A 19,887-nucleotide genomic window follows, 5' to 3' on the forward strand; every position below is an offset into this window, starting at 1 on the left:
CCCGGCCGCCGGCTCCCGCATGCCTGGGTGCCGGGTTTCGTGGGCTCGGCCGCCGGCTTGCGCATGCCTGGGTGCGGGGTTTCGTGGGCTCGGTTGTCGGCTCGCGCGTGCCTGGGTGCCGGGTTTCGTGGGCTCGGTTGTCGGCTTGCGCATGCCTGGGTGCCCGGTCTCGCGGACCCGGCTGTCGCGCCCGGATGCCCGCCGCCGCAGACCCGCCCGGCCGTCCACACACACCTGCGCGGCTTCCCCCACCCCCCGGGCCGCCTCCCGCACCTGCCCGGGCGGTCCCCGCACCCGGCCGGCCCCCTCGCATACCCCGGCGGCCGGCGGGCCAACGGGGGCGGTACAGTTCGTGGCTTCGGGTGACGAAACGGTGACAACGGCGCTCCGTGGTTCGCCGAAACAACGGGCAACGGGTACATGTGTCCTAAATCCTGTTGCTCCAGGGTTGCCGGCCACCGATGCTTGCGGCATGTTCGATCCGGTCATCACCTCGCATGACGCCCTCCTCGGCCTGCTTCGCAGGGGCCACGGACAGGGCGCCCGGCGGGCCCTCGTCGCCGACCGCGTCGCCGTGCTCGACGCGCTCGACGGTTGCGTGGTCCGCGATCCCCGTGCCGTTCCGGCCACCGAGTCCCGCTCGCTCTATTACGCGCGCCTGTACGCGGACCTCGACGCCGGCCTCGACGGCCTCGCCCGACATCTGCTGTGCGAGGAGGACTGGACCGACGAGGACGCGGACCGCACCGCGCTCCCGCTCGCCGTCCTCGGCACGCTCGCCCGCCTCGGCCGCACCGACGCGACCGAGTTGTTGCGCGCCTACGTCGAGGAGGGCCGCGACTGGCCGGAGGCGCTGGACCGGCTCGCCGCCATCGGCCGGGACGCGGCGCTGACCGGCATGCTCGACGTCGTGCTGGAGCGCGGCGAGGACGACGAACTCTACGACTGCGTCAAGCGCTCCACCGGCATGCGCCCGTGGCGGATCTGGGCGGCCGAGGACGAGCGGGTGCGCGCCGTCGTCGAACAGGTCGACCTGGACTGGTGGCGCTGGGAGTTGACCCGCTCCGTGCGCCCCGGCACACCGCCGACCGCGCCCGCGCAGACCGTCGACCAGGTGCTCGCCGAGGCCGCCGACGGCCCACGCCAAGCGCTCGCCTGCGGCCGACGGCTCGCCGCCGTCGCCGGGCCGGAGCACCGCGGCGCGATCCTGGCCGCCGCCTGGGCCGGACCCGACGGCGCCAGAGCCGCCGCGCTGCGCTACCTCGGCGAACAGGGCGACGGCGCGCTGCTCGACCTGGCCGAGGGTGCGCTCGCGCCCGACGCGCCCACCGGGGTGCGGCTCGCCGCCGCACACGCCATCGGCGGCCTGCGCACCCCCGCCGCGGTCGCCCGGGCCCGCACCTGGGCCGCCCGCGAGGACCTGCTCGGCGAGGTGGCCGTGCGGATACTGGCCGGTGCCGGGGAACCGGCCGACGGACCGATTCTGCTGCACGCGCTGCGCGCCAAGGTGGCCGCGGTGCCCCCGGTCGGCGCGGCGGGCGCCGACCAGGCCGACCACTTCCGGCTGTGCGACCTCGTCACCGGCATAGGGCGCCTCGCCCTCGTCGACGCGCTCGACCTGATCCGCGACGTCTACCGCGACGCCGCCTCCGCCGGACTGCGCGCCTGCGCCGTGGAGACCCTCGCCCGGATAGAGCCCACCTTCGCCGCCGAGACGGCCGTGGAAGCCCTCTGGGACTGCCAGGCCGACACCCGACTGATCGCCGCGCGCCACGTGGACGCGCGCCGCCCCGAGGCCGTGACGCGACTGCGCCGGCTCGCGGGCGACCCGGCCGAGCACGCCGAGGTGCGCACCGCCGCCAAGGCCAGGCTGAGCGAGATGTGAGCCGGATGTAGCCGGCCCGCGGCCGACCCCGCCCCCGTTCGGCCCCATCCGGGGTGGGCGGGCGCCGAAGCTGTCGGCCGAACGTCCTAGGCTCTACTCCCATGACCGTTTCCGCCCGAGCCGTCCGGCCCGGGGAGCTGCCGCCGCCCGCCGGCCCGGCGCTGCCCCCGGGCGCGGCGCACCCCCGCTCCGGGGTGACCGAGGAGGGCCTGGCCCGCCGCCTCAAGGCCCTCGCCTGCACCGCGCCGCTGCACGACCTGGAGGCGCGCAAGGCCAACCTGGCGGGCGAGTACACCGTCTACGCGATGGCCGAACTCGGCCTCGCCGCGATCGACCTGGTCACGGTCACGATGGACTTCGACACCGGCGCCGACCACGACGAGATCGTGAGCCGGCTCCGCCCGCGCGTGGCCGCCCAGGCCCCCGGGCGCGACCCGGCCGAATACGAGCGCGTCGCCCGCTGGGTCCTGGAGAACCTGATCAACGTCGGCAGCGTCGACCGGGGCTTTCGCGCCGTCTACGGCATGTGGACCCGTGAGGGTGAATACATCCGGCGCGACTACGACTTCAAGCTCCTCGAAGAGGTCCCCGGCCCCGACGGGCACATCTTCCTGCGCGCCACCGACGAGGCGATCAACGTCCTGGTCGGCGCCCTCGACACCGACGTGACCAGCGCGCAGATCGCCGCCGACGTCAAACTCGACCACCTGATCCGGCGCGGCCGGCTCGCCGAGGCCAGGTTCGCCGCCGAGCAGGCCCGCTACCGCACCGTGCAGTACGCCGAATCGCTGCGCCGCGCGCTGGACGCCACCCGGCGCAACGTGCGCGCCGTGGACTGGCTCCAGGCCGTGCCGGACCTGATCGACGAGGCGTTCGACCACGTCGCGGACCGCTACCGGCACGAGAACGCGATCCTGATCAACATCCGCCGGGCCCGGGACGAGGCCGAGGAGAGCGAGCGCAAGCGCGGCGCGGCCGAGTTGGTCGACATCGTGCAGGACTGCATCCGCCGGCACACCCAGTTGCAGACCCGGCTGATGGAGGCCGGACCGCTGTTCCGGGCCGAGCAGGACCGGCAGGCGTTCGCCGCGCCGAGCACCCGCACCGGGCTCGACCTGTACGGGCAACTGCTGCGCCCGCTCCTGGAGTTGCCCGTGGGCGACGCGCGCCGGGTGAGCGACCGGTTCTTCGCCGCCGGCACCGGCCTGCGCACCCCCGTGGCGGTGCGCCTGCACGATCTGACCGAGATGTTGCTCACCCCGCCCGCGCCGCGTGACCACCTCGGCGCCGAACTGCCCGAGCCCGACGTGTCGCTCACCCCCGACGACAGCCGGTACAGCGAGGGCCAGCACGACGCGGCGGCGCTGCTCCTGGACATTCCGCCGGAGACCCCGCGCCGGTTGTCCGGGCTGCTCGCCGAGGCCCGCGAGGCCGATCCCGACCTCGGCTACCTGGTCGCGCTGCTCGCGTTCCACGCCGCCTCGCCGCCGGTGGGCACCGCGCTGCGCCAGGGCGATCACACCCTGCTGGTGGCCGTCGACGACGGCACCGAACTCGACGACCCCGAGGTCGGCGGCGCCGACCTGATCATCGGCACGGCGGTTCTGACCGGCGCGCGACCCGAGCCGGAAGGGCCCACCCCCGGATGACCCACGACACGGCGGCCGACGCCGCCCCGATCACCTCCGCCGACGTCGGCGACGCGGCCCGCCTGGTCGCCTTCGGCCTCCAGCCCAAACTGCTGCCGGCGCGCGACGCGGAATACGCCGACCTGATCCGCCGACACCGCGAGGATCCGCGCTTCGCGGCGCTCGCCGCGGCCGTCGCGGCGGGTCTGGGTCTGGTCGTCCTGGAGGTGTCGCCGCGCGCCGGGATGGCGGTGACCGCCGGTGAGGACTCGGTGTTCGCGGTCCGGATGGGCGACTACGCACGCCGGGCCGGCACCGAGTCGGCCGACCGCTTCCTGCACGGCCTGGCCCACCTGGCGGTGGCCGCGATGGCCTTCCCGCGCCCGGAAGACCTGGCCGACGACGCCTACGTGGGCCGGCTCAGCGTGCACGGCGTGGACGCCTTCGTCCGCCAGGCCTGCCGGCGCCTGGAGGAACGCGCCGAACTGCGCGGCGAGATCAGCGACCCCGAGGTGGACGGGCCGAGCCTGGAGGCGGCCTGGCGGGTCTACGCCAGACGCAGCGCCACCGGCGCGACCAAGGATGCCCGCCGGCTCGCCGCCTCCACCGTGGGCATCGTGGCCAAGGCGGTGGCGTTCCTGGTCGACTCCGGCTTCCTCCAGCGGGTCTCCGACGACGGCGGCGGCACCTATCGCACCACGGCGCGCTACCAGCTCCAGGTCCGCGACACGGCCGGCTCGGCGGCGATGTCGGAGCTGCTGGAGCTGGGCGTGGTGGCGGTCACCGACGGCAGCCCGAGCCTGCTGGCCGCCGCGGTCGACGGCGAACTGGTGCCGGGGGCCGGGTTGCCCTTCCACGGCGTCTGACCGCGCGCCGGGGCGGCGGCGACCGGCACGGCGCGGGTCCCGACCGTCCGCGCGTGCCGCGCCGGGTGCGCCTCGCGCCGTCCGTTCGCCCCTTCGCCCCTTCGCCCGTTCGTCCGCGTGTGCGTTGTTTCGGGTGTCGCGTGACGTGCGCGTTTCGCCCCGTTTATTCGACCTGTTCCGTCCTGTGTTTCGACCAGAGAGATTTGACCGCCGATGTACGAGCTGTCCCGGGTCCGCCTGTTCTCCATCGGGCCCGCCGGTGCGCGTTACGCCGACACCGTGCTCGACCTGCGCGGGGTGGGTGCGCCCGTGCCCGACCCGGCGCCCAGGCAGGCGCAGTTGTTCGAGGGCGAGCCCGTCGGGCCGCCGCGCCGACCCGCGCCCGCGGGCGTGTTGTTCCTGGAGAACGGCGGCGGCAAGTCGGTCCTGCTCAAGTTGATCTTCTCGGTGATGTTGCCCGGACACCGCAACACCCTCGGCGGGGCCAGCTCGGGTGTGCTGCGCAAGTTCCTGCTGGCCGACGACTGCGGGCATGTCGCGCTCGAATGGCAGCACGTGCTCACCGGCGAGACGGTCGTGGTCGGCAAGGTCAGCGAGTGGCGCGGCCGACAGGTCTCCTCCGACCCGCGCAAGTTCGCGGAGAGCTGGTACTCCTTCCGACCCGGGCCCGGGCTCACCCTGGACGGGCTGCCGGTGCAGGTCGGCGGGCGGCGGCGGACCATGCGCGGCTTCCGCGACGCGATGACCGAACTGCACAAGGTCTACCCGGACGTGGACGTGGTCTGGGAGGAGATCCACGACCGCTGGATCGAGCACCTGAACGTGCTCGGCCTGGACCCGGAACTGTTCCGCTACCAGCGCGAGATGAACGCCGACGAGGGCGAGGCGGCGGGCCTGTTCGCGGTCAAGAACGACGCGGACTTCGTCGACCTGCTCCTTCGCGCGGTCTCCGACCCGGCCGACACCGACGGACTCGCCGACCTGGTCGACGGGTTCGCGGTCAAGCTCGCCCAGCGCGCCGAGCTGACCGCCGAGCGGGACTTCGTCGAGGGCGCGGTGGAACTCCTGGACGCGGTCGGCGAGGCCGCCTCGCGGCGCACCCGGGTACGCGCGGTGCACCGCAACGCCGAGGACGCCGCGCGCGGGCTCGGCCGCGAACTGGGCGCCCGGGCCGAGCGGGAGCGCGAGCGGGCGGCCGAACTGGCCCGGCGGGTGGCCGACTCCGCCGCGGCCGTGGACGCCGCCGAGCGGGCCCGGGCGCACGCCGCGCTTGTCACCGCCGAGATCACCCACCGGCACGCGGGCATGCGGCTGACCGCCGCGGAGAAGGACGCCGCCCGGATCAAGCGCGAACTCGGCGACGCGCGCGGGCTGCACGCGGCCTGGCTGGCCACCGAGGCGGTGTTGCGGCACCGGGCCGCGGTGGACCGGGCCGAGCGGGTGGACGTGGCGATCCGGGCCGCCGAGCGGGACGCCGCGCCGGCCCTAGCCGCCCGCCAGGACGCCGCCTCGGCGCTGGTACGCGCGCTGCACGCGGCCGCCGCCGGCGCGGAGGGCCGGGCGGACACCGAGGAGCGGCGCGCGGCCGAACTCCAGGAGCGGGGCGAGCGGGCGCAGCGGGCCGCCACCACCGCCGCGACCGAGGCGCAGCGCACCCGCAGCGAGGCGGCGCATCTGCGCGGCCGGCTCGTGGAGGTGGGCGCCGAACTCGATCTCGCGGTCGAGGCGGGCTGGATCGACGACGACGGCGACCCGGCCGAGTCCGCCGCGCGCGCCTCGGACGAGGAGCAGGCCGCCTCCGCCGCCTGGACCGAGGCCCGGGCGGCGGCCGAACAGGCGGCGGCGCGGGTGCGCGAGGCCGAATCCGCGCGCGGCCGGGCCGAGTTGGCCGCGGCCCGGGCGGCGGACCGGCTGGGCGTGGCCGAGGCCGACCTGACCGCCGTGCACGACAACGCGACGGCGCTGGCCGCCGAGCCGAGGGTGCGCGAACTGCTGGGCCCCGACGCCGAAACTGCGATCGGCGAGCAGGCCGCGCGCACCTTCGACCGGGCCGCCGACGTGCTGCGCGAACTGCTCGCCGAGGCGGTCGTGGACGGCGAGCGCACCCTGTTCCACCTGCGCACCGGCGCCGCCGACGACTCGCGGATCCTGGCCGCGCTGGGCGACGGCGGCCTGCTGCCCGCCGGCCCCGACGTGCTGGCCGCGGTCGAACTCCTGGGCGAGCACGGCATTCCGGCCCTGCCGGGCTGGCGATACCTGGCCCAGTCGGTGCCGGCCGAGCGGCACGCCGCGGTGCTCGCGGCTCGCCCGCAGCTGGTCGACGGCGTGATCGTCACCATGCACGACGCGATGGACCGGGCCCGCGACGTGCTGGCCGAGGCCGCGCTGCTGCCGCGCTCGGCGGTGGCGGTGGGTACCCCGCAGGCGCTGTTGGAGCCGGGCGAGGAGCGGGCGGACACGTTCCTGGTGCCGCCGAACCCGGCGATGCACGACGAGCGGGCCGCCGACACCGAGCGGGACGCGCTGCGCCGGCGGGCGGGCGAGCGGCAGGAGGCGATCCGCGAGCGGGCCGCGCGCCTGGAGGCCGATCGGGCGCTGGCCGGACGCCTCGCGACGTGGCGGGCGGCGTGTCCGGCGGGCCGGCTCGACGAACTGTTCGAGGCGGTCGCCGACGCGCGGGTCGAGTTGGCCGCCGCGCAGGCCGCGGGGGAGGCCGCCGAGATCGCCGCGGTGACCGCCGAGCAGGACCGGGCGCAGGCGGTGGATCGGCGCGATCGGCGGATGGACGCCGCGCAGACCGCGCGCCGCCGCGCCGACGCGCTGGCCGGGCTCGCCTTTCGGCTGCGCGAGCGGGCCGGGTGGGCGCGCCGGATCCGCGAATTGGAGCAGGAGACCACCGAACACGAGGCCGGCGCCGAGGCGGACCGGCTGCTGGCCCGCACCGCCGACGAGGACCGCCGGCAGGCGCAGCGCTCGGCCGACGACGCGCGCCGCACCGCCCGCGCGCTGCGTGAGGAACGCGCCGAGATCACCGGCGCGTCCGAGGAGCCGGGCGCCGACGAGGCGGCCGACGAGGCCGCCGCGCGGGCGTCGTTGCCCGCGCTGCGCGAGGCGTACCGCACCGCCCGCGCGCTGTACGAGAAGGTGGGCGTGGGCGCCGACCTGCGGGCCGAGCAGGCCCGCGCGGAGAGCGAGGAGTCGGCCGCGCAGTCCACCCTGGACCGGCTCACCGCCAAGGTGCGCCGACAGGCCGCCGAGCTGCTCGACGGATTCGACGGCTCCGACGGCCCCTCGCGCCTGGCCGCCGCCGGTCGCGCCGAGGACCACGTACGCACCCTGGAGGGGCGCGCCGACGCGGCCAGCGAACTGCTCGGCCGACTGCGCGGCGAGGTGGAGCGGCACGCGCCCGCCGAGGGCCGCGAGCACCACCTGGACCTGCCCGAGGAGCAGCGCCCCCGCGACGGCGCACACGCGCACGAGTTGTTGCGGGCCGCCGGCGCCGAACACGCGACGCGGACCGAGGAGGTCGCGTCGGCCCGCGAGACGCACGGGCGCCTGGTGCGCGAGCACACCGACGCGGAGCACGCGGCCGGCGCGTTCGGCGAGGTGGCGGCCTCCCTCACGGACACCCTGCCGGCGGTGCCGGTGGACCCCGAGCAGCCGGCCGCGACGCCGTTCGCGGGTCCGGTCGCCGACGCGCGGGACGCGGCGACCACGTGCCGGCGCGCGCTGCGGGCCGCCGCGGCCGACCTGTCCGCCGCCGAGGCCCAGGTCCGCGAGCGCACCGAGACGCTGGTGCGGCACGCGGGCGCGACCCGGTTCGAGCAGGTCCGGATGCCCGCGCGGCAGCAGATCCGGGAACTGCCGCCGGCCGCGCTCGCCGAGCACGCGCCCGCCTGGTCGGCGGCGTTCGCGCCGCGCCTGCGGGTGCTCACCGACGAGCTGCGCCAGATCGAACGCAACCGGGACAGCATCGTGGACCGGATGCGCGGGATGGTCGAGGCCGCGCTGACCACGCTGCGCGCCGCGCAGCGGTTGTCCCGGCTGCCGGAGGAGCTGGGCGAGTGGTCCGGGCAGGAGTTCCTGCGGATCCGCTTCGACGAGCCGGACGCGGCGGCCCTGGTCGAGGCGCTGGGCGAGGTGGTCGACGAGGCGACCCGGACGATCCGGCGCGGGCGCGACGGCACGGTCGGCGGGGTGCGGCGGGACGGGATGACGCTGCTGCTGCGCGGGGTGCACGCGGCGCTGCGCCCGCGCGGGGTGCAGGTGGAGATCCTGAAGCCGGACTCGGTGTTGCGGGCCGAACGGGTTCCGGTGGGGCAGATGGGCGACGTGTTCTCCGGCGGCCAGCTGCTCACCGCCGCGATCGCGCTCTACTGCACGATGGCGGCGCTGCGCAGCAACGACCGCGGCCGGGCCCGGCACCGGCACGCCGGGACGTTGTTCCTGGACAACCCGATCGGGCGGGCCAACGCGTCGTATCTGCTGGAGCTCCAGCGCGCGGTGGCCGATGCGCTCGGGGTGCAACTGGTGTACACCACGGGGCTGTTCGACACCACGGCGCTGGCCGAGTTCCCGCTGGTGGTGCGACTGCGCAACGACGCCGACCTGCGGGCGGGGCTGAAGTACATCTCGGTCGAGGAGCACCTGCGGCCCGGGCTGCCGGTGCCGCAGGAGCCGGACGCACCGCAGATCGTCGGGGAGATCCACGCGACCCGGGTGTTCCGCAAGCCGGTGGATCCGGTCGAGGCAGTGGATCCGGTCGGGGCAGTGGAGGCGGCGGAGCCGATCGGCTGAGGCCGATCAGGCAGGCGGGCCCGGGTCGGCGGGGAACGGCGCGTACACCGCGTCGGTGCGATCCCGTCGGCCCGTGCGCAGCCCCTCGGGCACCGGCCACTGCCCCGCCGCGTCGTCGACCCGGACCCACTCGGTGGTGGCCACCCGGCGGGCGATCCGCCACACGCCGTCGCGCCGGGCGAAGTCGTCGATGTAGCGGAAGCCGGTGGTCAGGTTGCCGCGCGGCGCCGGGTCGGCGCTGCGGTGGAAGGCGATCCCGTACGTCTCCGAACGGGCGAGATCGGGCGTGTCGTCGCGGAAGTCCACCAGGTGGTTGCCGGTCAGATGCATGGTCGAGGTGTATCGGGGGAGCAATCGCCCGATCCACGCAAGGTATTCGTCCACCGTCCCGGTGAAGGCGCCGTGTTCGTCGGTGGCGTCGGGGTGGTAGCACGCGCGGACGGCGTCGAGGTCCATCCGGTCGATGCCCCGGCAGTACCGCGACACCACGTCGCGGATCGCCTGACGGTCGATGAGTCTGCGCAGCTCCACGTCCCCGCCGAAGTCGTCCATGACGCACGACACTACGGTCGGGAGGCATACATCTCCTCGGCCGGGGGGACACCGAACACCTCCGGGCAGCGACCACGTGGCGACGACAAGGGTGATCAGATGGAACCGGCTCTGCGCGAACACGCGGGCGCCGTACGGGAGCTGGCCTCGCGTCTGCTCGACGCGTTGCTGAGCGACGCCGGGGTGCGGGCGGCCGGTGGCGACGTGGTGTGCTCGCCGACCGGCCTGTGGCTGGCGCTCGCGGTGCCGGCCGTCGGCGCGGACGGGGACACCGCCGAGGAGTTGGCCGACGTGGTCGGTCTCGCCTGGCCGGAGGCGGCGCCCGTGGTGGACGCGGTGGCGCGTGAGCTGGCCGGGATCGAGGCGCTCGCGGTGGCCACCGGCGTGTGGAGCGCGGCGCCGCTGCGGGCCGAGTTCCGGGCCGCGCTGGCGGAGGTCGAATTCGGGTCGCCGGTGGATTCGGCCGCGCTGGACCGTTGGGTCGCGCGGGCCACGGATGGGCTGATCGAGCGGATACCCGTGCGGATCTCCGAAGCGACGCGGCTGCTCGTGGTCGGCGCGCTCGCGCTGCGCGCCCGCTGGCGGGACGCGTTCGATCCCGCCCGCACGCGCGATCGGCCGTTCCACGCCGCCGACGGCACCCGGGTGCCGGTCCCGATGATGCACCGGGAGGTGCCCGCCGCCGACGTGTGGACGATCGACGGCCGCGACGGCGAGGTCACCGTGGTGGAGCTGCCGTGCGTGGGGGAGCGGCCCGCACGGGTGCGCTTCGCGCTCGGCCCGCCGCAGGCCCCGCCCGCGTCGGTGATCACCGCCGGATGGGCGCCGCGCGAGACGGGGAAGCCGTACGAGGGCGCGGCCGTGGAGGTGGCCGTGCCGCGTTTCGAGCTGCGCACCCGGCTCGACGTGGTGCCCCGGCTGCGGGCACTGGGCGTGACGGCGCCGCTGGGTGACGCCGCGGACTTTCGCTGGGCGACCGACGAGCCGGTGCGGATCGACGCGATGGTCCAGCAGTCGCTGCTGCGGGTCACCGAGGAGGGCGTCGAGGCGGCGGCGGTGAGCGCCGTCACGCTCACCCCCGTGAGCTGGACGCCCAAGCCGCGTCCGGTGTGCTTCGACCGGCCGTTCGCGTGTGTGGTGACGGATCCCACCGGCTACGTGCCGCTGTTCGCGGGCTACCAGGCCACGGTGCCCCGGGAGGCGGCGGCGCCGACCTCCCGGTAGCGGGGATCGGGCACACCCGCGTAGACCACGGTCATGGTCAGCCGGACCGGATCGGCGCGGGTGTTGCGATACACGTGCGGCCGATCGCCGCGCATCCGCAGCGCGTCGCCGGGGCCGACGGTGAACGTCGCGCCGCCCACCTCGACGGTCACCGTGCCCTCGTGCACGTGCAGAAGCTCGCGCGTACCGGTCGGGTGCGCGTCGGCGGACACCTCGTCGTGTGCCGCCAGGCGCAGTTCCCACAGCTCGGTGAACGGCGCGGTGGTGTCGTTGATCAGCAGCCGGAACACGCTCTCCCGGCCGCCGGGGCGGGTCGGCGCGTCGTCGCGGCGGGCCACGTGGCCCAGTTCCTCGGGCGGCTCGACCAGCCGGCCGATCGGGATGCCGAGGGTGGCCGAGACTCGGGCCAGGGTGGCGATGCTCGGGTTGGTCCGGCAGGTCTCGATCTGCTGGAGCATGTTGCGGCTCACCCCGGAGCGGCCGGCGAGTTCGTCCAGCCGCCAGCCCCGGGCCTGCCGGGCGGCGCGGAGATTGGCGGCGAGGGTGTAGCCGACGGCTTCGGCGGGATCGGTCATGGCGCGATTGTGTCCTTGGGTCCAAAATACTGTGTCCATGACACAGAATAATGTGCACGGGCCGGAAGTCGGGCAGGACACGACCGAGGTCGAGGCCGCAGGGGGCCGCGCCGACGCCCGGGGCCGGCGTCCGGTGCGGCGGCTGCTCGGGGTGGGGTTGGTCGACTACCTGGGCGTGGGGTTGTTCGTCGCGTTCTCCGCCGTCTACTTCACCCGGATCGTCGGCCTGTCCACCGGCGGCGTGGGCCTCGGCCTCGGCCTGGCCGGACTGATCGCGCTCGGTACGGCGGTGCCGATCGGCCGGCTCGCCGACCTCGTGGGGATACGCAACACCCTGGTCGCCCTGCACCTGGCCCGCGCGGCCGGCACCGCCGGCTACGCGGCCGTCGGCGAGTGGTGGGGCTTCCTCGTCGCGGTCGCCGTGGTCACCACGGCCGACCAGAGCGTGTCCGCGCTCACCCAGGCGTTCGTGGCCGAACTCGCCGACGGCGCCGACCGGGTGCGCACCCTGGCCGCCTACCGCACGGTGGCCAATCTCGGGATCAGCCTGGGCGCCCCGCTCGGCGGCCTGGCCATCGGCCTGGACGACGCGGCGGCGTTCCGCGCGGTCGTGCTTGTCAACGCCGCCGCGTTCGTCCTGGTGGCCGCACTGCTCGCGACCATCCCGGCGCCGCCGGCCCGGGGCGCGGCGGCGCGGGTGTCCGGATGGGGCGCGCTGCGCGATCGGCGGGTGTGGGGGCTGGCCTCGATCGACACGCTGCTCCAACTGTGGTTGCCGGTGCTCAATCTGGGCATCCCGCTGTGGCTGACCACCCGAGGCGGGTTGTCCGCGTCCTGGCTCGGCGTGCTGTACGCGGTCAACACCGTCTTCGGCGTGGTGTGCCAGATGCCGGCCGCCCGGCTCGCGATGTCGGTCCGCGCCGCGCGGCGCTGCCAGGTGGCGGCCGGCGCGCTGCTCGCGGCGGCGTGTCTGCTGCTGTGGTCGGCCGAACGGGCGCCCGCCGCCGTGGTGTTCCCGATCGGCGTGCTGCTGCTGTCCTGTGGCGAGGTGATCGCGGTGTCGGCCGCCTGGACGTTGTCCTACGCCGTCGCGCCGGACGACCGCCGGGCCGAATACCTGGCCGCGTTCGGCATGGGTCGCTCCGTCGGCCGCCATGTGCTCGGCCCGATCCTGATCACCGGACTGCTCCAGGCGGTGGGCGGCATCGGATGGGGCGTACTGGCGGCCCTGTTCGCGAGCGCGGGCGTCGGCACGCTGTTCGTCCGCCTCCCGCCCGACCGCCCGGCCGCCGACGCGCGCGGAGCCTGAACGGCGCGTCGTGCGCACGCCCGCGCTGTGGTAGTCCTGATCGACCACCACGACCGTCTCGGGAGTACGCGGAGGAGCACGCATGGATCAGGCCCGCTTCGGGATCACCGTTCCGCTCGACGCCCCGCTCACGGAACACCCCCGTCTGATCCGCGAGTTGCGCCGGGCCGGCTACACCGACGTCTGGTCGGCCGAGGTGGACGGCTCGGACGGCTTCACCCCGCTCACCGTGGCGGCCCTCGCCGATCCGGACGTGCGCCTGGGCACCGCGATCGTCTCGCCGTACACACGCGGCCCGGCCACTTTGGCGATGAGCGCGGCGGCGCTCGCCGAGGTGGCCCCCGGCCGCTTCCACCTGGGCCTGGGCGCCGGCTCCGCGCCGATCGTCGAGGGCTGGAACGGGGCCGAGTTCGACCGGCCCTATCAGCGGGTGCGGGACACCGTGCGGTTCCTGCGCGCGGCGTTCGCGGGGGAGAAGGTCACCGAAAAGTACGAGACCTTCGCGGTGCGCGGCTTCCGGCTGTCCCGGCCGCCGCAGAGCCCGCCGCCGATCCTGGTCGCCGCGCTGCGCCCGGGCATGTTGCGACTCGCCGGCCGCGAGGCCGACGGCGCGATCCTGAACTGGCTCTCCGCGAAGGACGTCGAACGTGTGGTGCCGTACGTGCGCGAGGGCGGCACGGACAAGGAGATCGTCGCGCGGATCTTCGTCGTGCCGACGGGGGACCGGGACACCGCGCGGGCGATCGGCCGACGGATGATCACCGCCTACCTCACCGTCCCGGTCTACGCCGACTTCCACCGATGGCTCGGGCGCGAGGAGCAGTTGGCGCCGATGTGGGAGGCGTGGGCCGAGGGCGACCGCAAGCGGGCCCTCGACCTGGTCCCGGACGCGGTGCTCGACGACCTGATCGTGCACGGCGAACCGGCCGAGTGCCGGGCGCGGATCGCCCGCTACGTCGCGGCGGGCGTCACCGTCGCGGTCCTGGCCGTCATCGACCCCCGCCCCGGCGCCGACCCGATCGAGGCGGCGCTCGCACTGGCTCCGACGGCGGGCTGAGCACCGGCCGGCCGATCAGAGCCCGAGCACCCGCAGGGCGTTGGTCCGCAGGAACTTGGGCCACACCTCGTCCTTGAAGCCGACCCCGGGCAACTCGGCGAAGATCCGGTCCAGGGTCAGCCCGTACGGGAAGTAGCCCGCGTACATGACCTTGTCCGCCCCGCGCGTGTTCGCGTAGTCGACGATCGCGCGCGGGTAGTGCTTGGGCGCGAACGCCGACGAGGACCAGTGCAGGCCCGGCCACTTGAGCATCAGCTTGACCGCCAGATCGCACCACGGCTCGCCGCCGTGGCGCAGCACCACGGTCAGCTCGGGGAAGTCGTAGCAGACCCGGTCGAAGCGCATCACCTCCTGCGCGGCGGCCGGCACCCGGGGACCGGGAATGCCCGCGTTCACGAACACCGGCAGGCCCAGCTCCACACAGGTCGCGTAGAGCGGATACGCCAGCCGGTCGTCGATCGGCACCGGAGGTGTGCAGCCGCACGGGAAGAAGGTCGCGGCCAGGACGCCCGCCTCCTCGCGTGCCCGGCGCAACCCGCGCACGCCCGCCATCACGTCGGTCGGATCCACCTGGAAGCTGCCGAGCAGCCGATCCGGGTGCCGGCGCACCGCGTCGAGCGTGTCCGGGTCCTCGAACGAGACCGGGATCAGCGCCTTCTCCACGCCGAACCGGTCCATCTCGCGCAGCAGATCCTCGGCCGAGGAATCGGTGCGCTCCATCTCGGGCAGGTCCTTGAACATGTAGCCGGCCGGGTGGGTCATCGCGGTCCGGCTGTCCTCGTCCCGCAGGGTGCCCGCCATCGCGGTCGCCCACCAGCGCCGGTCCCGATTCGGCAGACCCATCAGCAGGTCGACCACGCCGATGCCGTCCGGAATACCCATGCACACCTCCGTACAACGGAAACGATCCCGGAGCCGGTCCCGGCCGTGGCACACACGGCCGGAACTCCGGGATCGTTTCGGTGACTTGTCGGTTCGTCGCCGGACAGGGCCTAGCGGGTGACCACGATCGACGAACCGTGCCCGAACAGGCCCTGGTTGGCGGTGATGCCCACCCGCGCGCCCGCCACCTGGCGAGCGCCGGCCTCGCCGCGCAGTTGCCAGGTCAACTCGCAGACCTGGGCGATGGCCTGCGCGGGCACCGCCTCGCCGAACGAGGCCAGGCCGCCGGAGGCGTTGACCGGGATCCGGCCGCCGATCTCCGTCGCGCCGTCGCGCAGCAGCTTCTCCGCCTCGCCGCGCGCGCAGATGCCCAGGTCCTCGATCCAGTCCAACTCCAGGGCGGTGGACAGGTCGTAGACCTCGGCCAGGCTCAGGTCCTCGGGCCCGATGCCGGCCTCCTCGTACGCGGCGTGCGCGAGCGAGGCACGGAAGGACAACTCCTGCGGGGCGACCGCCGCCGACGAGTCGGTCGCGATGTCGGGCAGCTCGATCAGCGCGCTCGGGAAGGTCGGGGTGACCGTGGAGACCGCCGAGATGCGCACCGGGGCGGTGGTGTGCCGGGCGGCGAACTCCTTGCTGCACAACACCACGGCCGCCGCGCCGTCGGAGGTGGCGCAGATGTCCATCAGCCGCAGCGGGTCGCACACGATCGGCGAGGCGGCCACGTCCTCGGCGGTGAACGCCTTGCGGTAGCGGGCGTTCGGGTTGCCCAGGCCGTTGCGCGCGTTCTTGACCTTGACCCTGGCGAAGTCCTCGACCGAGGCGCCGTACAGGTCGATCCGACGCCGGGCGTACATCCCGAAGTAGGCCGGGTTGGTGGCGCCGAGCAGGTGGAAGCGCACCCAGTCCGGGTCGTCGGGACGGTCCCCGCCGACCGGCGCGAAGAAGCCCTTGGGGGCCGCGTCGGCGCCGACCACCAGGGCCACGTCGCACAGGCCGGCGAGGATCTGCGCGCGAGCGCTCGCGATGGCGTGCGAACCGGACGCGCAGGCCGCGTACGAGCTGGAGATGCGCGCCCCGGTCCAGCCCAGCGCCTGGGCGAAGGTGGCGCCGGCGACGAAGCCCGGGTAGCCGTTGCGGATGGTGTCCGCGCCCGCCACGAACTGGATGTCCTGCCACGCCAGTCCGGCGTCCTTCAGCGCGTCCTGGGCGGCCTTGACGCCGTACTCGACGAAGTTGCGGCCCCACTTGCCCCACGGGTGCATGCCCGCGCCCAGGACGACGATCTCGCGGTCGTTGCTCATGCCCGAACCTCCACCGGCCGTACGTTCCACGTGGTGTGCACGTACTCGTCGTCCTCGTACAGCACGCCGGGCACGATCTCCACCGGGTCGCCGACCTTCAGGTCGTCCACGCCCACCCCGGGCGCGCCCTGGCCGAGCACGATCAGACCCTCGGCCTCCAGGCGCACCGCGACGATGGTGTACGGCTGCCACTCGACGTCCGGATCGGACACGAACGGTGCCGGCGGGCGGTAGCCGGCGTTCGTGTACGACCACACGGTGCCGCGCTTGGACAGCGGCACCTCGGCGAACTCGGTGCCGGAGCACGCCGGGTTGCCGCAGAACGTTTCTCGGCGCGGGAAGAACACGGTCCCACAGGCGGTACACCGGGTGCCGAGGAGGGAGAAATCCTCCCCGGACGTGGTGAACCAACCGGGGACCACGGGCTTGTGGTCCTTCGTCACGGGGCCCTCCAACTCGTCTGGCCGTCTCGTCCGATGTGTGTACGGACCACAGTCTGACGGATCGTCAGTTCCGCGCGCCAACCCGACCGGGGGTATTTACGGTCACACCCGCCGGCGTGCCGGGGTGGGTATTCGACGTCCCATCAGACCCGACGCCCGCCACAGTCGCAGGCCCGGTCCGCCGAGCAGGCCCTGCTCGTCGTAGAAGGCGATCAGCCGCCGCGACCAGTGGGCGAGCGTGTCCAATCGGTGCGGATTGGCCCGCGCGGTGCGATACGCCTCGGCCGGATCCAGACCCACCGCCGCGTACACCCCGGGGTGCACCAGACGGGTGGCGATGATGTGCGCGGCGCGGGCCAGCGCGAGCCGGGTGATCGCCCGCTCCGCCCGGGACAGGTGCGGCGCGCCCCGGGCCACCTCGTCGCGCGCGTAGCGCACGTGCCGGGCCTCCTCGACCACGTGGATCCGGGCGGTCCGCCGGGTGATCGGCTGCAGCGACTCGTCGGCCATCATCTCGCGCTGCATCGTGTCCAGGACCTCCTCGGCGATCAGCGCCATCGCGAAGGCCTGCACGCCCGAGCCGAACGTCTTCATCGCCCGCGCCGCCATGTGCGCGTACGGGCCGGGTCCGTACTCCGGGCACTCCAGCTTGTCGATCAATCGGCCGAACATGGTCGAGTGCCGGCACTCCTCGGCGATCTCCATGAACGCGTACTGCACGTGTCGCGAGGTCAGCGGCCGGTCGTAGACGTGCCGGATGAGCAGTTGCATCAGCACGACCTCGAACCAGATGCCGACACTGGCCATCGAGGCGACCTCGTGCCGGGACAGGTCGACGCGCTGCCGCTCGCTCATCCGCTCCCACAGCGGCGTGCCGTACAAAGTGACCCGATGCGCGGGCAGGAAGTAGGCGCCGTCGACCAGCGGGGCGTCCCAGTCGACGTCGGTGATCGGGTCGAACGCGTGCGCGTGGGACGCGGCCAGCAGACGTTGCGCGACGCGTTCGCGGTCGGTGCCAAAGGCGCTGACGATGGGGTGTGGGGTGGGCATGCGGGGCCTCCTTCGCCGGATGTGCCGCCGGACTTGTTTCCCGTCGGTAACATCCCGCGTTCACTCCGCCGCGTCCAGAGTCCGCACGAAGATCCTTTCCGACTCGCCCGGGGGATGCGCGCGCGGGCGCGAGATGGCAGGGTCGGGGGGCACACCGCGTGGAGGGGGCAACAAAGATGACGGAATCGAGCGAGCGGGCCGAGTTGCTGTGGCAACCGTCGGCCGAGCGGGTCGCCGCCGCGGCGGTCACCCGCTATCGCGCGTGGCTCGCCGCCGAACGCGGCGTCCACGCCGAGGACTACGCCCGATTGTGGGAATGGTCGACCACCGAACTCGAGGCGTTCTGGGCCTCGCTGTGCGACTGGTTCGACCTCGACCTGGGCGATCGTGAGGTGGTGCTGGCGGACCGGACCATGCCCGGTGCCCGCTGGTTCCCGAACGCCCGGCTGAACTACGCCCGGCAGGCGCTGCGGCACACCGAGGACGGCGACCCGGACCGCCCCGCGATCGTCTACCTGGACGAGGAGCTGACCCCGCGCGAGATCTCCTGGGCCGAGCTGCGCCGCCAGGTGGCGTCCTGTGCGGCCACCCTGCGCGAGCTGGGCGTGCGCCCCGGCGACCGGGTCGCGGCCTACGTGCCGAACACCCCGCACGCGGTGGTCGGGCTGCTTGCCTGCGCCGCGATCGGCGCGGTGTGGTCGGCCTGCGCGCCCGACTTCGGCGCGCGCAGCGTGCTCGACCGGTTCCAGCAGATCGAGCCGGTGGTGCTGCTCGCGGTGGACGGCTACCGCTACGGCGGCAAGGAGGTCCGCCGCGCCGACGTGGTCGCCGAACTGCGCGAGGGCCTGCCGACCGTGCGACACGTGTTGCATGTACCGCTGCTCGACGAGCCGACGCCCGACGGCGTGCTGCCCTGGGCCGAGGTGATCGGGCGCGACCTGCCCGCCGACGGGCTCGACTTCGAGTCGGTCGGCTTCGACCACCCGCTGTGGATCCTGTATTCGTCCGGCACCACCGGCCTGCCCAAGGCGATCGTCCAGGGCCACGGCGGGATCGTGCTCGAACACCTCAAGGAGGCCGCGTTCCAGCTCGACCTGGGCCCGAACGACCGCTTCTTCTGGTACACCTCCACCGGCTGGATGATGTGGAACATGCTGGTCGGCGGCCTGCTCGCGGGCAGCACGATCGTGCTCTACGACGGCAGCCCCGGCTACCCGGGCCCCGAGGCCCAGTGGACCGTGGTCGAGCGGGCCGAGGTGACGTGGTTCGGCACCTCCGCCGCCTACGTGATGGCCTGCCGCAAGAAGGGGCTGACCCCGCGCGCCTCGCACGACCTGAGCCGGGTGCGGGCGCTGGGCACCACCGGCTCGCCGCTCCCGCCCGACGGCTTCCGCTGGGTCTACGACGCGGTGGGCGCCGACATGTGGCTGGCCTCGGTCAGCGGCGGCACCGACGTGTGCAGCGCCTTCGTCGGCGGCAGCCCGGACCTGCCGGTGTATCTCGGCGAGATCCAGTGCCGGGCCCTGGGCTGCGCGGTCGAGGCGTGGGACGAGCAGGGTCGGCCGGTGGTCGACGAGGTCGGCGAGCTGGTGATCACCCAGCCGATGCCCTCGATGCCGATCCACTTCTGGAACGACCCCGGCGACGCGCGCTACCGGGCCAGCTACTTCGACACCTACCCGGGCGTGTGGCGGCACGGCGACTGGATCACGCTCACCGAGCGCGGCACGGTCGTGGTGCACGGCCGCTCCGACTCGACGCTGAACCGGCAGGGCGTGCGGATGGGGTCGAGCGACATCTACGAGGCCGTCGAACGCCTCCCCGAGGTGCGCGAGTCGCTGGTGGTGGGCCTGGAGCTGCCCGACGGCGGCTACTGGATGCCGCTGTTCGTGGTTCCCGCGCCCGGCCACACGCTCGACGAGGCGCTCCAGGCCCGGATCCGCGCGGTGATCCGCGAGGAGGTCTCGCCCCGGCACGTCCCGGACGAGATCATCGCCGCGCCGGGCGTGCCGCACACCCTCACCGGGAAGCGGATCGAGATCCCGGTGAAGAAGCTGCTCCAGGGGCGCGCCCTGGAGGACGCGGTCAACCCCGGCTCGGTCGACGACCTCGACGTGCTGCGCTTCTACGCCGAGGTGGGCCGCTCGCGGGCCCGGGCACAGGAGAGCAGGCAGGCGGACAAGCCGGCCGACAAGCCCGAGGACAAGTAGGCCGAGAATTCGACGTAGGCGGTGTAACGGGCCGAACCGGTGTGGAACGGCCCGGAACATCCGATGAACACAACACTGTGACGCGCACGGAGTAGTGCGGAGCAA

At 74.2% G+C, this 19,887-nt stretch carries 14 protein-coding genes; 8 read left to right on the forward strand and 6 right to left on the reverse strand.

What is annotated here, in order from left to right; all coding sequences use genetic code 11:
• Nucleotides 1-472: 472 nt before the first annotated feature.
• The 4 genes from ACH4XV_RS04695 (at nucleotide 473) to ACH4XV_RS04710 (ending at nucleotide 9,176) form a co-directional block, all read left to right on the forward strand.
• Nucleotides 473-1,885: a HEAT repeat domain-containing protein gene (locus ACH4XV_RS04695; protein ID WP_395786785.1), complete on the forward strand. Its 1,413-nt coding sequence runs from the start codon at nucleotides 473-475 to the stop codon at nucleotides 1,883-1,885.
• Nucleotides 1,886-1,986: 101 nt separating this feature from the next.
• Nucleotides 1,987-3,534, forward strand: a complete 1,548-nt coding sequence (locus ACH4XV_RS04700) for a hypothetical protein (RefSeq protein ID WP_395786786.1) — start codon at nucleotides 1,987-1,989, stop codon at nucleotides 3,532-3,534.
• Entirely contained in the window at nucleotides 3,531-4,379 is an 849-nt protein-coding gene (locus ACH4XV_RS04705) for a hypothetical protein (RefSeq protein ID WP_380000975.1), read from the forward strand. Before ACH4XV_RS04700 ends, ACH4XV_RS04705 begins: the two co-directional genes overlap by 4 nt.
• A 213-nt stretch (nucleotides 4,380-4,592) precedes the next feature.
• Entirely contained in the window at nucleotides 4,593-9,176 is a 4,584-nt protein-coding gene (locus ACH4XV_RS04710) for a hypothetical protein (protein ID WP_395786787.1), read from the forward strand.
• Between the two features lie 6 nt (nucleotides 9,177-9,182).
• On the opposite strand, the gene ACH4XV_RS04715 is transcribed toward ACH4XV_RS04710, so the two are convergent.
• Nucleotides 9,183-9,728, reverse strand: a complete 546-nt coding sequence (locus ACH4XV_RS04715) for a nuclear transport factor 2 family protein (protein ID WP_380000971.1) — start codon at nucleotides 9,726-9,728, stop codon at nucleotides 9,183-9,185.
• A 99-nt stretch (nucleotides 9,729-9,827) separates the two neighbouring features.
• Here ACH4XV_RS04715 and ACH4XV_RS04720 point away from each other — a divergent pair, with 99 nt between their 5' ends.
• Nucleotides 9,828-10,952 carry a serpin family protein gene (locus tag ACH4XV_RS04720; protein ID WP_395786788.1) on the forward strand — a complete coding sequence of 375 codons (1,125 nt, stop codon included), beginning with the start codon at nucleotides 9,828-9,830 and terminating at the stop codon, nucleotides 10,950-10,952.
• On the opposite strand, the gene ACH4XV_RS04725 is transcribed toward ACH4XV_RS04720, so the two are convergent.
• Nucleotides 10,904-11,527, reverse strand: a complete 624-nt coding sequence (locus ACH4XV_RS04725) for a helix-turn-helix domain-containing protein (RefSeq protein ID WP_395786789.1) — start codon at nucleotides 11,525-11,527, stop codon at nucleotides 10,904-10,906. The two genes, ACH4XV_RS04720 and ACH4XV_RS04725, sit on opposite strands and share 49 nt — an antisense overlap.
• A 37-nt stretch (nucleotides 11,528-11,564) precedes the next feature.
• Here ACH4XV_RS04725 and ACH4XV_RS04730 point away from each other — a divergent pair, with 37 nt between their 5' ends.
• Together ACH4XV_RS04730 and ACH4XV_RS04735 are read left to right on the forward strand one after the other, a co-directional pair.
• Nucleotides 11,565-12,836 carry an MFS transporter gene (locus tag ACH4XV_RS04730; RefSeq protein WP_395786790.1) on the forward strand — a complete coding sequence of 424 codons (1,272 nt, stop codon included), beginning with the start codon at nucleotides 11,565-11,567 and terminating at the stop codon, nucleotides 12,834-12,836.
• 82 nt (nucleotides 12,837-12,918) lie between these two features.
• Nucleotides 12,919-13,893, forward strand: a complete 975-nt coding sequence (locus ACH4XV_RS04735) for an LLM class F420-dependent oxidoreductase (RefSeq protein ID WP_395786791.1) — start codon at nucleotides 12,919-12,921, stop codon at nucleotides 13,891-13,893.
• Nucleotides 13,894-13,908: 15 nt separating this feature from the next.
• On the opposite strand, the gene ACH4XV_RS04740 is transcribed toward ACH4XV_RS04735, so the two are convergent.
• From ACH4XV_RS04740 to ACH4XV_RS04755, 4 genes are all read right to left on the reverse strand, one after another.
• On the reverse strand, nucleotides 13,909-14,775 hold the full coding sequence (locus ACH4XV_RS04740) for an amidohydrolase family protein (RefSeq protein ID WP_395786792.1): 867 nt from the start codon (nucleotides 14,773-14,775) through the stop codon (nucleotides 13,909-13,911).
• Nucleotides 14,776-14,885: 110 nt separating this feature from the next.
• Nucleotides 14,886-16,079: a lipid-transfer protein gene (locus ACH4XV_RS04745; protein WP_395786793.1), complete on the reverse strand. Its 1,194-nt coding sequence runs from the start codon at nucleotides 16,077-16,079 to the stop codon at nucleotides 14,886-14,888.
• Nucleotides 16,076-16,522: a Zn-ribbon domain-containing OB-fold protein gene (locus ACH4XV_RS04750; RefSeq protein WP_395786794.1), complete on the reverse strand. Its 447-nt coding sequence runs from the start codon at nucleotides 16,520-16,522 to the stop codon at nucleotides 16,076-16,078. The genes ACH4XV_RS04745 and ACH4XV_RS04750 overlap by 4 nt, the downstream gene beginning before the upstream one ends.
• Nucleotides 16,523-16,624: 102 nt before the next feature.
• Entirely contained in the window at nucleotides 16,625-17,572 is a 948-nt protein-coding gene (locus ACH4XV_RS04755) for a diiron oxygenase (protein ID WP_395786795.1), read from the reverse strand.
• 176 nt (nucleotides 17,573-17,748) lie between these two features.
• Here ACH4XV_RS04755 and ACH4XV_RS04760 point away from each other — a divergent pair, with 176 nt between their 5' ends.
• Nucleotides 17,749-19,782, forward strand: coding sequence for an acetoacetate--CoA ligase (locus ACH4XV_RS04760; protein WP_395786796.1), 2,034 nt, complete (start codon nucleotides 17,749-17,751; stop codon nucleotides 19,780-19,782).
• Nucleotides 19,783-19,887 lie beyond the last annotated feature (105 nt).

The organism is Embleya sp. NPDC020630 (assembly GCF_044334985.1).
GTDB lineage: Bacteria > Actinomycetota > Actinomycetes > Streptomycetales > Streptomycetaceae > Embleya.

What these genes read in the sequence shown, in the direction of transcription:
- ACH4XV_RS04745 (WP_395786793.1), bottom strand. Translation starts at nt 16,079, where the DNA reads ATGAGCAACGACCGCGAGATCGTCGTCCTGGGCGCGGGCATGCACCCG.
- ACH4XV_RS04755 (WP_395786795.1), bottom strand. Translation starts at nt 17,572, where the DNA reads ATGCCCACCCCACACCCCATCGTCAGCGCCTTTGGCACCGACCGCGAA.
- ACH4XV_RS04725 (WP_395786789.1), bottom strand. Translation starts at nt 11,527, where the DNA reads ATGACCGATCCCGCCGAAGCCGTCGGCTACACCCTCGCCGCCAATCTC.
- ACH4XV_RS04740 (WP_395786792.1), bottom strand. Translation starts at nt 14,775, where the DNA reads ATGGGTATTCCGGACGGCATCGGCGTGGTCGACCTGCTGATGGGTCTG.
- ACH4XV_RS04705 (WP_380000975.1), top strand. Translation starts at nt 3,531, where the DNA reads ATGACCCACGACACGGCGGCCGACGCCGCCCCGATCACCTCCGCCGAC.
- ACH4XV_RS04715 (WP_380000971.1), bottom strand. Translation starts at nt 9,728, where the DNA reads ATGGACGACTTCGGCGGGGACGTGGAGCTGCGCAGACTCATCGACCGT.
- ACH4XV_RS04720 (WP_395786788.1), top strand. Translation starts at nt 9,828, where the DNA reads ATGGAACCGGCTCTGCGCGAACACGCGGGCGCCGTACGGGAGCTGGCC.
- ACH4XV_RS04700 (WP_395786786.1), top strand. Translation starts at nt 1,987, where the DNA reads ATGACCGTTTCCGCCCGAGCCGTCCGGCCCGGGGAGCTGCCGCCGCCC.
- ACH4XV_RS04695 (WP_395786785.1), top strand. Translation starts at nt 473, where the DNA reads ATGTTCGATCCGGTCATCACCTCGCATGACGCCCTCCTCGGCCTGCTT.
- ACH4XV_RS04730 (WP_395786790.1), top strand. Translation starts at nt 11,565, where the DNA reads ATGACACAGAATAATGTGCACGGGCCGGAAGTCGGGCAGGACACGACC.
- ACH4XV_RS04760 (WP_395786796.1), top strand. Translation starts at nt 17,749, where the DNA reads ATGACGGAATCGAGCGAGCGGGCCGAGTTGCTGTGGCAACCGTCGGCC.
- ACH4XV_RS04735 (WP_395786791.1), top strand. Translation starts at nt 12,919, where the DNA reads ATGGATCAGGCCCGCTTCGGGATCACCGTTCCGCTCGACGCCCCGCTC.
- ACH4XV_RS04710 (WP_395786787.1), top strand. Translation starts at nt 4,593, where the DNA reads ATGTACGAGCTGTCCCGGGTCCGCCTGTTCTCCATCGGGCCCGCCGGT.